The 12,113-nt window shown below is 71.5% G+C and carries 14 protein-coding genes; 11 read left to right on the top strand and 3 right to left on the bottom strand.

Going from position 1 to position 12,113, the window contains the following annotated elements:
* The first annotated feature begins 20 nt into the window (after window positions 1-20).
* Genes pnuC through ACFVW8_RS35550 form a run of 5 tightly spaced genes read left to right on the top strand, consistent with a single transcriptional unit; the run spans window position 21 to window position 4,295 of the window.
* Window positions 21-674 carry a nicotinamide riboside transporter PnuC gene (gene pnuC / locus ACFVW8_RS35570; RefSeq protein ID WP_389697518.1) on the top strand — a complete coding sequence of 218 codons (654 nt, stop codon included), beginning with the start codon at window positions 21-23 and terminating at the stop codon, window positions 672-674.
* On the top strand, window positions 671-1,750 hold the full coding sequence (locus ACFVW8_RS35565; RefSeq protein ID WP_389697516.1) for an AAA family ATPase: 1,080 nt from the start codon (window positions 671-673) through the stop codon (window positions 1,748-1,750). Before pnuC ends, ACFVW8_RS35565 begins: the two co-directional genes overlap by 4 nt.
* Window positions 1,747-2,481 carry an NUDIX domain-containing protein gene (locus tag ACFVW8_RS35560; protein ID WP_389697514.1) on the top strand — a complete coding sequence of 245 codons (735 nt, stop codon included), beginning with the start codon at window positions 1,747-1,749 and terminating at the stop codon, window positions 2,479-2,481. Before ACFVW8_RS35565 ends, ACFVW8_RS35560 begins: the two co-directional genes overlap by 4 nt.
* Window positions 2,478-3,500, top strand: a complete 1,023-nt coding sequence (locus ACFVW8_RS35555; RefSeq protein WP_389697512.1) for an ADP-ribosylglycohydrolase family protein — start codon at window positions 2,478-2,480, stop codon at window positions 3,498-3,500. Before ACFVW8_RS35560 ends, ACFVW8_RS35555 begins: the two co-directional genes overlap by 4 nt.
* Before the next feature lie 3 nt (window positions 3,501-3,503).
* The gene (locus ACFVW8_RS35550; protein WP_389697510.1) at window positions 3,504-4,295 is read left to right on the top strand and encodes a DNA polymerase beta superfamily protein; all 792 of its coding nucleotides are present in this window, start codon (window positions 3,504-3,506) and stop codon (window positions 4,293-4,295) included.
* Here ACFVW8_RS35550 and ACFVW8_RS35545 read toward each other — a convergent pair.
* Window positions 4,284-5,006, bottom strand: a complete 723-nt coding sequence (locus ACFVW8_RS35545; RefSeq protein WP_389697508.1) for a DNA polymerase beta superfamily protein — start codon at window positions 5,004-5,006, stop codon at window positions 4,284-4,286. The two genes, ACFVW8_RS35550 and ACFVW8_RS35545, sit on opposite strands and share 12 nt — an antisense overlap.
* A 227-nt stretch (window positions 5,007-5,233) precedes the next feature.
* Between ACFVW8_RS35545 and aroH the strand changes: the two genes are divergently transcribed.
* The 5 genes from aroH (at window position 5,234) to der (ending at window position 9,711) form a co-directional block, all read left to right on the top strand.
* Complete coding sequence (gene aroH / locus ACFVW8_RS35540) at window positions 5,234-5,596, top strand: chorismate mutase (RefSeq protein ID WP_145762658.1); 363 nt, start codon at window positions 5,234-5,236, stop codon at window positions 5,594-5,596.
* Window positions 5,593-6,678 carry a prephenate dehydrogenase gene (locus tag ACFVW8_RS35535; RefSeq protein ID WP_389697506.1) on the top strand — a complete coding sequence of 362 codons (1,086 nt, stop codon included), beginning with the start codon at window positions 5,593-5,595 and terminating at the stop codon, window positions 6,676-6,678. Before aroH ends, ACFVW8_RS35535 begins: the two co-directional genes overlap by 4 nt.
* Before the next feature lie 123 nt (window positions 6,679-6,801).
* On the top strand, window positions 6,802-7,518 hold the full coding sequence (gene cmk / locus ACFVW8_RS35530) for a (d)CMP kinase (protein ID WP_389697504.1): 717 nt from the start codon (window positions 6,802-6,804) through the stop codon (window positions 7,516-7,518).
* Window positions 7,515-8,177, top strand: coding sequence for a lysophospholipid acyltransferase family protein (locus tag ACFVW8_RS35525; RefSeq protein ID WP_389697502.1), 663 nt, complete (start codon window positions 7,515-7,517; stop codon window positions 8,175-8,177). The genes cmk and ACFVW8_RS35525 overlap by 4 nt, the downstream gene beginning before the upstream one ends.
* Window positions 8,178-8,241: 64 nt before the next feature.
* Window positions 8,242-9,711, top strand: coding sequence for a ribosome biogenesis GTPase Der (der, locus tag ACFVW8_RS35520; protein WP_389697500.1), 1,470 nt, complete (start codon window positions 8,242-8,244; stop codon window positions 9,709-9,711).
* 134 nt (window positions 9,712-9,845) lie between these two features.
* Here der and ACFVW8_RS35515 read toward each other — a convergent pair whose 3' ends face one another.
* Window positions 9,846-10,190: a hypothetical protein gene (locus ACFVW8_RS35515; protein ID WP_389697498.1), complete on the bottom strand. Its 345-nt coding sequence runs from the start codon at window positions 10,188-10,190 to the stop codon at window positions 9,846-9,848.
* Window positions 10,191-10,327: 137 nt separating this feature from the next.
* Window positions 10,328-11,113 carry a hypothetical protein gene (locus ACFVW8_RS35510; protein ID WP_389697496.1) on the bottom strand — a complete coding sequence of 262 codons (786 nt, stop codon included), beginning with the start codon at window positions 11,111-11,113 and terminating at the stop codon, window positions 10,328-10,330.
* A 628-nt stretch (window positions 11,114-11,741) separates the two neighbouring features.
* Here ACFVW8_RS35510 and ACFVW8_RS35505 point away from each other — a divergent pair.
* Entirely contained in the window at window positions 11,742-11,957 is a 216-nt protein-coding gene (locus tag ACFVW8_RS35505) for an I78 family peptidase inhibitor (RefSeq protein ID WP_389697494.1), read from the top strand.
* Window positions 11,958-12,113 lie beyond the last annotated feature (156 nt).

Raw genomic sequence — 12,113 nt, 5'->3', positions numbered from 1 at the left:
TGACTATTAAGGAGGCGGGAGTGAGTCTCGCGGACGTCCTCGATCCCCTGCAGCAACCCCTGGTGACGGTCCTGGACACCCCGGTCAGCTGGACCGAGGTGCTGGGCTTCGGCAGCGGGGCGCTGTGTGTCTGGCTCGTCGCCCGCCAGCACCTCGCCAACTGGCCGATCGGGATCGCCAACAACCTCTTCTTCATCCTGCTGTTCACCCAGGCCGGTCTGTACGCCGACGCCGGGCTCCAGATCGTCTTCATCGCCCTTGCCGCGTACGGCTGGTGGACCTGGACCCACGGGGGTGGACCAGGGACGGACGGCCTGCCGGTGCGGAGCACCACCCGCGCCGAATGGCTCCTGCTGCTCGTGGCAGGGGTGATGGGGACCCTCGCGCTGACCGTCCTGCTGGACCGGGCCACCGACTCGACGGTGCCCTTCTGGGACGCGTTGGCGACCGGGCTGTCCCTTGCGGCGACGTACGGGCAGTGCCGCAAGCTCGTGGAGTCCTGGTGGCTGTGGATCGCCGCCGACGTGGTGTACATCCCGCTCTACGCGTACAAGGAGCTCTACCTCACCTCGCTGCTGTACGTCGGCTTCCTGACGCTGTGCCTGATCGGCCTGCGCAACTGGCGGCGTGATCTCACCGTCCGGCACCGGGAGCCCGCGGAGGTTGTGGCATGAAGCGTTTCGCACACGGTCTGGTGCTCGGCAAGTTCTATCCGCCGCACGCCGGTCACCACCATCTCGTCCGCACCGCCCAGGACCGCTGCGAACGGCTGACCGTGCTGGTCTGCGCCGCCTCGGTGGAATCCGTCCCGCTCGCCGACCGGGTCGCCTGGATGCGCGAGCTGCACCCGGACGTGACGGTGGTCGGCGCCGTCGACGACACCCGGATGGATCTCCACGACCCGGCGATCTGGGACGCCCACATGGCGGTCTTCACCGGGGCCGTGCCCGATCCCGTGGACGCCGTCTTCACCTCGGAGTCGTACGGGGACGAGCTGGCCCGCCGCTTCGGCGCCGAGTCCGTCTGCGTCGACCCGGGACGCACGGTCTTCCCGGTCTCCGGCACCGCCGTGCGCGAGGACCCGGCCCGCTGCTGGGACTACCTCGAACCGCCGGTACGGGCCGCGCTCACCCGCCGGGTCGTGGTCCTGGGCGCCGAGTCCACCGGCACCACCACCCTGGCGCGCGCCCTCGCCGCCCACTACCGGCGGCGCGGCGGCATCTGGGCGCTCACCGGCTACGTCGCCGAGTACGGGCGCGAGTTCAGCGAGCAGAAGCTGGCCACGCTGCGCAGCCGGTGGCCGCGGGCGCAGTGGGAGGACGTCGCCTTCACCACCCACGACTTCCCGCTGATCGCCGAGACCCAGAACGCACGCGAGGAGGCGGCCGCCCGTACCGGCTCCCCGGTGCTCGTCTGCGACACCGACTCCTTCGCCACGACCGTGTGGCACGAGCGGTACATCGGCGGCCGCAACCCGCTCGTCGAGCACACGGCCGACCGGGCTGCCCACCACCTGTGGCTGCTCACCGGCCACGAGGGCGTCGCCTTCGAGGACGACGGGCTGCGCGACGGCGAGGAGCTGCGGCCCTGGATGACCGACCGGTTCCGCGCCGAACTCACCCGTACCGGAAGAAACTTCATCGAAGTCACCGGAAGCCGTCAGGAGCGGCTCGACACGGCCGTCGAGGCGGTCGACGCGCTGCTCGCCCGGGGCTGGGACTTCGCCGCACCCCTCCCGGAGCGGCGATGAGCGACTCCGTTCCGGCGGGCTACGACCCGTACGCCTTCGAACCATTCGCGGTCACCGTCGACCTGGCCGTCTTCACGGTCCGGGACACCCGGCTGCACGTCCTGCTCGTCGAGCGGGGCGAGGAGCCGTACAAGGGCCACTGGGCGCTGCCCGGCGGCTTCGTCCTGCCCCGCGAGTCCGCCGGGGACGCCGCCCGCCGGGAGCTGGCGGAGGAGACCGGGCTGAGCGAGGACACCGTCTCGGCCCTCCACCTGGAACAGCTGGCGACGTACAGCGACCCTGACCGCGACCCGAGGATGCGCGTCGTTTCCGTCGCCTACGCCGCGCTCGTACCCGATCTGCCCGAACCGCGCGGCGGCGGCGACGCGGCCAGCGCCCGCTGGTGGGACGCCGGCGCGCTCGGCGCGCTCGCCTTCGACCACGACCGCATCCTCGCCGACGCACAGCTCAGGATCGGCGCCAAACTCGAGTACACCTGTCTGGCCACCGCGTTCTGCCCGCCCGAATTCACCCTGGGAGAGCTCCAGCAGGTGTACGAGACGGTCTGGGGCGTCGAGCTGGACCGGCCCAACTTCCGGCGCAAGGTCCTCACCACGCCCGGCTTCGTCCAGGCCGTGGAGGGATCACCGCGCCGCACCGGAGGGCGGGGCAAACCGGCCGCCCTCCACCGGGCGGGTGCCGCCACCGCCCTGCACCCCCCACTGCTGCGACCGGAAGGAAGAAGCACGTGATCGTGACCAGGACCATCACCAAACAGGCCGCCACCGGCGCGCTGACCGGGCTCGCGCTCGGCGACGCGCTGGGCTTCCCGACCGAGTTCAACAATGTGCCGTCGATCCTCACCAAATGCGGGCCGTGGCGTCAGATGCGGCTGCCCGAGCCGGCGGTCGTCAGCGACGACACCCAGATGACGCTGGCCCTGGGGCGCGGCATCCGCGCCGCCATGGACCGCGGACTGCTCACCCCGCTGCGGCTGGTGCGCCCGGTGCGCGAGGAGTTCGTCGACTGGTACCACTCGCCCGACAACAACCGCGCGCCAGGCCGCACCTGCATGACCGCCTGCCGGATGCTCGACAGCGACCGGGTCTGGCAGGAGGCGAGCCAGACCGGCTCCAAGGGCTGCGGCGCCAACATGCGGGTCGCCCCCGTCGGTCTCGTTCCCGGACTGAGTGACGAACAGCGCGCCGGAGCCGCCCAGTTGCAGGCCGCCCTCACCCACGGGCACCCGACCGCACTCGCCGCCTCCGACCTGATGGCCCGCGCGGTCCATCTGCTGGCCCAGGGCGCGGAGCCGGTGGGACTGATCGGCCAGCTGCGCAGCTACGCGTACGAGAACAGCGGCAACTACCTCACGCGCTGGCTCGGCGACCTCTGGCGGTACGCGGGCGGCCCCTCGCCCGAGCTCTACATCCAGCGGGGCTGGGAGGAGTGCCTCACCGCGCTCGCACGCGTCCAGGACGCGCTGCGCAACCCGTCCCCGGAGACGGACCCCTGCGAGGTGACCGGCGACGGCTGGATCGCCGAGGACGCCCTGGCCACGGCTCTGCACTGCTTCCTGCTCTTCCCCGACGAACCGCTCACCGCCCTGCGCCGGGCCGCCTGCACCCGGGGCGACTCGGACTCGCTCGGCTGTCTGACCGGCGCACTCGCCGGCGCCCACCTGGGCTCGGGGGCCTGGCCCAAGGAGTGGTCGGAGCGGATCGAGTACCGGAGCGACCTGCTGTCGCTGGGGGCCCTCTGGGACTCTTGAGCCATGCGTACGGACACCATGCACCTCAAGGAGGCCGGACTGCCGGTCACCGACCTCGGCCCGGTCATCGCCGGGGAGCGCCACCCGCTGCTGTTCGCCACGGTCTCCGGGGCGCATCTGTACGGGTTCCCCTCCCGGGACTCGGATGTGGACCTGCGGGGGGTCCACATCCTGCCCGCTGCGGATCTTCTCGGGCTGCGCGAGCCCGAGGAGACCCGCTCGCGGATGTGGGACAGCGACGGGGTCGAGATGGACCTGGTCACTCATGACCTGCGCAAGTTCGTCCGGCTGATGCTGAAGCCGAACGGCTATGTGCTGGAGCAACTGCTGTCACCCCTGGTCGTGCACACGACCGCCCTGCACGCCGAACTGGTGGCCCTCGCCCCGGCCGTCCTCACCCGTAACCACGCCCACCACTACCGGGGATTCGCCCACACCCAGTGGCGGCTCTTCGAGAGGACCGGTGAACTGAAACCGCTTCTCTACACCTTCCGCGCGCTGCTCACCGGCATCCATCTGATGCGCAGCGGTGAGGTGCTGGCCCACCTGCCGTCCCTGCTCGACCGGGTGGCGGCGCCCGCCTGTCTTCCCGGCCTGATCGAGGCCAAGGCCGAGGCCGAGCACGGGGGAGCGGAGGGCGTTGACCGGGCGGAGGCGGTCCGGGACGTCGACTCGCTGCACCGGGTACTCGACGCGGCGCAGGCGGACACGGGGCTCCCGGACGGGCCGGGCGGCTTCGACGCGCTGCACGAACTGGTGGTGCGGGCGCGGCTCACCCCGGTGTCAGCCGGCTGAACCGGCCCCGGCCGGCCGCGCGGCCAGTGCCGACGCCTGCCGGGTGCGGATCAGGAAGTCCTCGATCCGCGCCCGGTCCGGCTCGGCCGGCAGCGGGGAGCCGGCGGCCGCCTCGTCGTTCTCCTCGGCCAGCCTCGTCATGCGCCGCTCCACCTCCGCCCAGGACACCTCGCCCCGCTTGACCGCCAGCAACTCCTCGCGGTCCGCGCCCACATCGATGGTGAGCTCTCCCGTACGCAGCAGATCCCGGCCGCTCGCCAGCAGCCGCAGCAGATGCATGGCGTGCTTCCAGCGCGGCGCCCCGTGCTGCCGGACGTCCGCGTCCAGCTTCCTGCGCTGGCCCAGCGCGTAGCGGACGAAGGTTCCGTGCGCCTGCCGGGACAGGAAGGCCCCGCGCAGCGAGAGGAGTTCACGGCCGGTCGCGTCGGCGTGCTCCACCAGCGGCGAGTGCAGGCACTCCAGTACGTTGGGATTGGCCCGCAGTGCCAGTTCGCAGAAGCGCTCCAGCTCCCAGGAGAACTGCTCGTCGGCCGGCCCCTCGACATGGGTCGGAGGCTTGTCGAACCGCCAGAACAACGGGGTCGGTGCGAGGAAGACCCCCCGCCGGTCGGTGTCGCTGCCGTCCGTGGCGAGCCCGAAGGCGCGCGATCCCATCACACAGGAGTAGACCGTGTGGTCGCGTACCAGCGCCTCGTCGGAGGGAGTGATCATGCGGGGGAGGGTACGCGAGGGCCGGACGGCGCCGCCCGGGTGTTTCCGGACGCGTTCACGGCCGCCGGGCCCGGCCGCCGGGCCGGAGCGGGCCGGGCCACCTTCCGTGCACGCCACCGCCGCGTCTCACGGACAGGGCGCCCCGGCGCGGGACCGCACCACCCCTCTACGCTGAAACAGCCGGAACACAGGCGCACGAAGCGGTACGGACAAGCAAGGAGCACGACGTGGCGGTACGAGCGGTCCGCGGAGCCGTCCAGCTGGAGCGGGACGAGGCCGGGCACATGGACGAGCAGGTCAGCGCCCTCCTCACCGCCGTCCTGGAGCGCAACAGCCTCGTCGCGGACGATCTGATCAGCATCTGGTTCACGGCCACCCCCGACCTGCACAGCGACTTCCCGGCCGCCGCCGCGCGCGGCATCGGTATCGTCGACGTTCCGCTGATCTGCGCCCAGGAGCTGGACATCGAAGGGGCCATGCCCCGGGTGGTCCGGATTCTCGCGCACATCGAGACCTATCTCCCCAAATCGGAGATCGCCCACGTCTACCTCGGCGCCACCGCCGCCCTTCGCAAGGACATCGCCCAGTGAGAACCGCCGTCGTCATCGGAACAGGCCTCGTCGGTACCTCCGCGGCCCTCGCCCTCGCCGGGCGCGGCATCAAGGTCCACCTCGTCGACCACGACCCGGAGTCGGCGCGCACGGCGGCCGCGCTCGGCGCCGGTACCGACGAGGCGCCCGAGGGACGGGTCGATCTGGCGATCGTCGCCGTACCCCCGGCCCACACCGCGACGGTGCTCGCCACCGCCATGCGCACCGGCGTCGCCCGCGGCTACCTCGACGTCGCCAGCGTCAAGGGCGGCCCGCGCCGCGAGCTGGAGGCGCTCGGCGTCGACCTCACCCCGTACATCGGTACGCATCCGATGGCCGGCAAGGAACGCTCCGGACCGCTCGCCGCCACGGCGGATCTCTTCGAGGGCCGTCCCTGGGTCCTCACGCCGACCCGGGACACCGACACCGAGGTGCTCAACCTCGCCCTGGAACTGGTCGCGCTCTGCCGGGCCGTACCGGTCGTCATGGACTCCGACGCCCACGACCGGGCCGTGGCCCTCGTCTCCCACACCCCGCAGCTGATCTCGTCGATGGTCGCCGCGCGGCTGGAGGAGGCCGACGAGACCGCGGTGCGCCTGTGCGGACAGGGCATCAGGGACGTCACCAGGATCGCCGCATCCGATCCCCGGATGTGGGTGGAGATCCTCTCCGCCAACCCGGGGCCGGTCGCCGACGTCCTCGCCGGGGTCGCCGCCGATCTGGAGGAGACCGTCACCGCGCTGCGCGGGCTGCAGTCCGCCGACGAGAACGAACGCCGCGCGGGCACGGAGGGCATCCAGGACGTCCTGCGCCGCGGCAACGCCGGCCGGGTCAGGGTGCCGGGCAAGCACGGGGCCGCCCCCGCCTCGTACGAGGTCGTGGCCGTCCTGATCAGCGACCGGCCGGGCGAACTGGCCGGGATCTTCGCGGACGCCGGCCGGGCCGGGGTCAACGTCGAGGACGTACGGATCGAGCACGCCACCGGCCAGCAGGCGGGCCTCGTCCAGCTCATGGTCGAGCCGAGCGCCGCCCCCGCCCTCGGCGCAGCCCTCCGCGACCGGGGCTGGTCGCTCCGGCAGTAGCCCCCGGGAGACGGGCCCTGCGGGCACTTGTCCACAGGGGTGGTCGGACCCGCTCCCGCACTCGGTAACCTTGTGCGGGGCGGGTTCGCGCGTCCCGTCCCGCCCACCCCGTGTACCAGGAAGGTGTCCACCACCGTGGAAACCGTAAGCGCCGCCGCCCGGACCGCCCCGGCCGCAGTGATCGTCGCCATCGACGGGCCCTCCGGCACCGGCAAGTCCAGCACGTCCAAGGCCGTCGCGACCCAGCTCGGCCTGAGCTATCTGGACACCGGTGCCCAGTACCGGGCGATCACCTGGTGGATGCTGAACAACGGCATCGACGTGAACGACGCGGTGGAGGTGGCGACGGCGGCCGCCAAGCCCGTCATCGTCTCCGGCACCGATCCCACCGGCCCGACGATCACCGTCGACGGCGAGGACGCCTCGGGTCCGATCCGTACGCAGGAGGTCACCTCCAAGGTCAGCGCCGTCAGTGCCGTCCCCGAGGTGCGCACCCGGATCACCGAGCTGCAGCGCACCATTGCCGAGGGTGCGGAGCAGGGCATCGTGGTCGAGGGCCGGGACATCGGCACCACCGTGCTGCCCGACGCGGACATCAAGATCTTCCTGACCGCTTCGCCGGAGGCACGCGCCGCACGCCGCAGCGGAGAGGTGAAGGGCTCGGATCTCGCAGCCACCAAGGACGCCCTGATCAAGCGGGACGCCGCGGACTCCGGCCGCAAGACCTCGCCCCTCGCCAAGGCGGACGACGCCGTCGAGGTGGACACCACGGAACTGACCCTTCAGCAGGTCATCGAGTGCGTGGTCACCCTCGTGGGGGAGAAGCGGGCCGCCAAGTGACACCAGCCACCGGCGCACCCACGCTGCGCGGAGCGGCGGTCGGGCGCGGCATCGGGATCGGACTGATGTACGGGCTGTTCAAGCCCCGTGTGCTCGGTGCGTGGCGGGTCCCCGCCTCGGGACCCGTCATACTCGCGGTGAACCACTCTCACAACATCGACGGTCCGATGCTGATGGGCACCGCGCCCCGGCCCGTCCACTTCCTGATCAAGAAAGAGGCGTTCGTCGGCCCCCTGGACCCGTTCCTGCGAGGAATCGGTCAGCTGAAGGTGGACCGTACGACCGCCGACCGCACCGCCATCACCCACGCCCTGGGCGTGCTGGGAGACGGCGGGGCGCTCGGGATCTTCCCCGAGGGCACCAGGGGCGAAGGCGACTTCGCCGCACTGCGCGCCGGGCTCGCGTACTTCGCCGTACGCAGCGGGGCGCCGATCGTGCCCGTGGCCGTACTGGGAAGCACCGAGCGTCGCGGACGGTTGATATCAGCACTGCCGCCGCTGCGCAGCCGCGTCGACGTCGTCTTCGGCGAGGGCTTTGACGCGGGAGACGGCAGTGGCCGGCGGACGCGCCGGGCGCTGGACGAGGCGACATCGCGGATCCAGGGACGGCTGACCAGCCACCTGGAGCAGGCCAGACGCCTCACCGGGCGTACTGAGTGAGACTTGAGTAGTGGACCGCGTGCTGCGTGGTCCATCGATGATGATGCAAAGAGGAACGGACTTCATGAACGACCAGATTCACTCCGGCGGCTCGGACCACGAGCACGGAGCGCTTGGCGATGCCGAGTACGCGGAGTTCATGGAGCTCGCCGCGCAGGAGGGCTTCGACCCCGAGGACGTCGAGGGCGCGATCGGTGCGGCCGGTCACGGACCGCTTCCCGTTCTCGCCGTCGTGGGCCGGCCGAACGTCGGCAAGTCGACCCTGGTGAACAGGATCATCGGCCGCCGTGAGGCCGTCGTCCAGGACAAGCCGGGCGTCACCCGCGACCGCGTCAGCTACGAGGCCGAGTGGGCGGGCCGCCGCTTCAAGGTCGTCGACACCGGCGGCTGGGAGCAGGACGTGCTCGGTCTTGACGCCTCCGTGGCCGCGCAGGCCGAGTACGCCATCCAGACGGCCGACGCGGTCGTCTTCGTGGTCGACTCCACGGTCGGCGCCACCGACACCGACGAGGCCGTCGTCAAGCTGCTCCGCCGGGCCGGCAAGCCCGTCGTGCTCTGCGCCAACAAGGTCGACGGACAGAGCGGCGAGGCGGATGCCTCCGCGCTCTGGTCGCTCGGTCTCGGGCAGCCCCACCCGGTCTCCTCGCTGCACGGCCGCGGCACCGGTGACATGCTCGACGCCGTTCTGGAGGCGCTTCCCGAGGCACCTGCCCAGTCGTTCGGCACCGCCATCGGCGGACCGCGCCGCATCGCGCTGATCGGCCGCCCGAACGTCGGCAAGTCCTCGCTGCTGAACAAGGTGGCCAACGAGGACCGGGTCGTCGTCAACGAGCAGGCCGGCACCACCCGAGACCCGGTCGACGAGCTGATCAACCTCGGCGGCATCACCTGGAAGTTCATCGACACGGCCGGTATCCGGCGCCGGGTACACCTCCAGGAGGGCGCCGACTACTACGCCTCGCTGCGTACCGCGGCCGCCGTGGAGAAGGCCGAGGTCGCCGTCATCCTGATCGACTCCAGCGAGTCGATCAGCGTCCAGGACCAGCGCATCGTGACCATGGCCGTGGAGGCCGGACGTGCGATCGTCGTCGCTTTCAACAAGTGGGACACCCTCGACGAGGAGCGCCGCTACTACCTGGAGCGCGAGATCGAGACGGAGCTCGCGCAGGTCGCGTGGGCCCCGCGGGTCAATGTCTCGGCCCTCACCGGCCGTCACATGGAGAAGCTGGTCCCGGCGATCGAGACCGCGCTCACCGGCTGGGAGACCCGTGTCCCCACCGGCCGGCTGAACGCGTTCCTCGGTGAGATCGTCGCCTCCCACCCGCACCCCATCCGTGGTGGCAAGCAGCCCCGCATCCTCTTCGGCACCCAGGCGGGCACCAAGCCGCCGCGTTTCGTGCTCTTCGCCTCCGGCTTCCTGGAGCACGGCTACCGGCGCTTCGTCGAGCGACGACTGCGCGAGGAGTTCGGCTTCGAGGGCACCCCGATCCACATCTCGGTGCGGGTCCGCGAGAAGCGCGGCCGCAACAAGTAGGCAGCGGATGACGCGGGCCGGGCGATGAAGCCCGGGTCCGCGTCCGGAGCTCCCGCAGAGCCCCGGCACGGACGCGACGGAGCCCCGGACCACGCGCAGAACGAGTGGTCCGGGGCTCCGTCGTACTGTCCGGCTCAGGCTCCGCGGGAGCCCGGTGGCAGTGCGGGCCGGACCCGTCCCGCATGCCGCCCCACCCGCTGCCAGGAGCCGAGGCTTCCGGTGTGCGTGCCGGAACCGCTGGTGCTGTGCCCGGCCGCTCCACCCGTCCCGGCGGACGCACTCGCTCCGCCGTGCCCCGAGTGGCCGCTCAGCGAAGCGCGGGAGCCGAAGAACCCGCTGCCGAATGTCGGGAGCCCCAGGCTCTCCTCCCCGCTCCGGTCACCCGGCAACGCCCTGAACGAGCGGCGGTACTCGGAATACAGCGCGTCGTAGATCGGGGTGCGGGACGGGCCACCCGATGGGTCCTGCGCGGGACGCATGGCAGGGATCGGGCTCGGACGCTGGTGGGAGGGGTCGTATGAGTGCACGTAGGTGCCAACGACCCCACCGCCCGTCGGATGCGGGCCCGCCGGAGAAATCGGTGTTCGCCGAGCGGGCCCGGAGCGCCCGGACACGCTCAGGTCCCGGCCAGCGGCATGGCCGCGGCGACCAGGATCCCGCCGGACGCGGCCTTCTCCAGCGCGTCGCGCAGCAGGTCCTCACGGGGCTGCTGGCCGATCGAACCGGCCGGCGCGGCGTAGACGAGCACGGTCTGGGACTTGTTGGCCGCGGTCCGCCAGCCCTCGGTCACCTGGAGGGGCGCGTGCGCCTGCCACCAGGCCACCGGGGCGCCACCGCCCGTGCCGGGCTGGAGCACCGCGTGCAGCTGCCCCATGGCGAGCAGGATCGACCAGCCGTGCAGCACCTCGGGGACCTGATCCATCCGGTGGACCGGGTGGAAGCCCTGCTCCAGCAGCAGCTGCAGGAACTCGTCGCCACCGCTGCCGTCCGTGCCGGGGCGTGCGATGGCCCCGGTCGGTTCGACGACCAGCGCCGGGTGGAGCTCGTCGTCGATCAGAACGAGACCGCTGGTGATCCCCAGCACGGCCTGCTCCGGGGTCAGCGGGTCGTCCTGACCGTCCTGCTCGCTGCCGGTGATGCTGCGCACGGCCCCCTGCAACTGCTCCTCGGCGACCTGGACGACCTGCGAGGGGATGCAGGTCGCGTGGGCGAAGGCGAGTACCGCGGTCTCGTCACCGACGAACAGCACCGTGCTGGTGCGTTCCTGTTCGGAGTCGCCGGGGGTTCGGCAGGAGGTGCAGTCGTAACTGCCGGGGGCGTTGTCGCCGACGAGCAGCCGGTCGGCTTCGGCGTCGCCGATCTCGGCGCGTACGTCCTCGCTGACGTCGAGCATGCGCGGCACGGGTGGCTCCTCGAACTCGGTACGTGCGCCGGGCGGTTCCCGGCTCATGAAGAAGACAACGGGTGAGCTGCTGCCGGGGTCACGCGGGAAAGCGAACGGAATCGAACCGGGGGAGCCACCGGCTCGGCGATACACGTACAAGTCATGACATGGGAAACGGAAGGCCGGACCGGCGTCCGCCGGAGGGTCCCGCTCCTGCGGCATGACGTCGGAACGGTCGCTCCGACGCCGGAAAGCGGGTGATTCGGGTCGTCTGCTATACGGGCAGAACCGCACCGCCGACCCGGTCCGATCGTGTGGATATTGTGAGCATGGGATAAGGGTGCGATAAGGAAGGATGAATTCCCGACGGGTTTCTCGTTTACGGAGGAACGTTTCGGAGGTGAATCGACGGGTGCCGGGAAGTGGATATCCGTGCTGTTTCCCGGCTCGTTGCGCAGCTCGTTCTCCGACCTGTGTGATTACTGTGCGTCGGGTTGTGAATCGCACGTTCGGGTGAGGGATTCCGCCGGGAACACGTGTGGTGATCCTGTGACACAAGCGTGACCGGTGGGGGACGTGAGGATGCCGTGCACCCGGTCGGCGCCCCGGCTTCCGCCGCCGTCCGGGTCCGCCTACGGTGAGAGGTATGGCACCCATACCGACCCCGTCCGCCCAGCCCGACGACGCGCCCGGCCGCTATGTCGGCCTCACCGCCGAAACCGCCGAACGGCAGGCCCGCGAGCGTGGCTGGACCACGGTCAGAGCCCTGCCGCCGGGCACCGTCATCACCATGGAGTTCCAGGGCGGCCGGATCAACTTCGAGGTCGACGGCGGCGCCGTGAAGCGCTGCTGGATCGGCTGAGGCGCCCCCGGCTGCTTCTGCCCCCGCAGCAGGGCCTTGTGGCGCCCTGGAGCCCCTGGCGGGGCCCGGCACGGCCCGCAGGGCCCCTGCCGCCCTGAGCGCGGGCGGCACCGCCACAGAGGCTCAGGACCCGGCACGGACGCGTCCCTGTACGAG

The organism is Streptomyces sp. NPDC058221 (genome assembly GCF_042882365.1).
In the GTDB taxonomy this organism is placed as follows: domain Bacteria; phylum Actinomycetota; class Actinomycetes; order Streptomycetales; family Streptomycetaceae; genus Streptomyces.
This window is presented reverse-complemented; position numbering and strand designations above follow the sequence as displayed.

Bases quoted from the DNA above. Each gene is read 5' to 3' on its own strand.
- ACFVW8_RS35550 (WP_389697510.1), top strand. From the start codon at position 3,504: ATGCGTACGGACACCATGCACCTCAAGGAGGCCGGACTGCCGGTCACC.
- ACFVW8_RS35545 (WP_389697508.1), bottom strand. From the start codon at position 5,006: ATGATCACTCCCTCCGACGAGGCGCTGGTACGCGACCACACGGTCTAC.
- der (WP_389697500.1), top strand. From the start codon at position 8,242: ATGAACGACCAGATTCACTCCGGCGGCTCGGACCACGAGCACGGAGCG.
- ACFVW8_RS35565 (WP_389697516.1), top strand. From the start codon at position 671: ATGAAGCGTTTCGCACACGGTCTGGTGCTCGGCAAGTTCTATCCGCCG.
- ACFVW8_RS35515 (WP_389697498.1), bottom strand. From the start codon at position 10,190: ATGCGTCCCGCGCAGGACCCATCGGGTGGCCCGTCCCGCACCCCGATC.
- ACFVW8_RS35560 (WP_389697514.1), top strand. From the start codon at position 1,747: ATGAGCGACTCCGTTCCGGCGGGCTACGACCCGTACGCCTTCGAACCA.
- ACFVW8_RS35505 (WP_389697494.1), top strand. From the start codon at position 11,742: ATGGCACCCATACCGACCCCGTCCGCCCAGCCCGACGACGCGCCCGGC.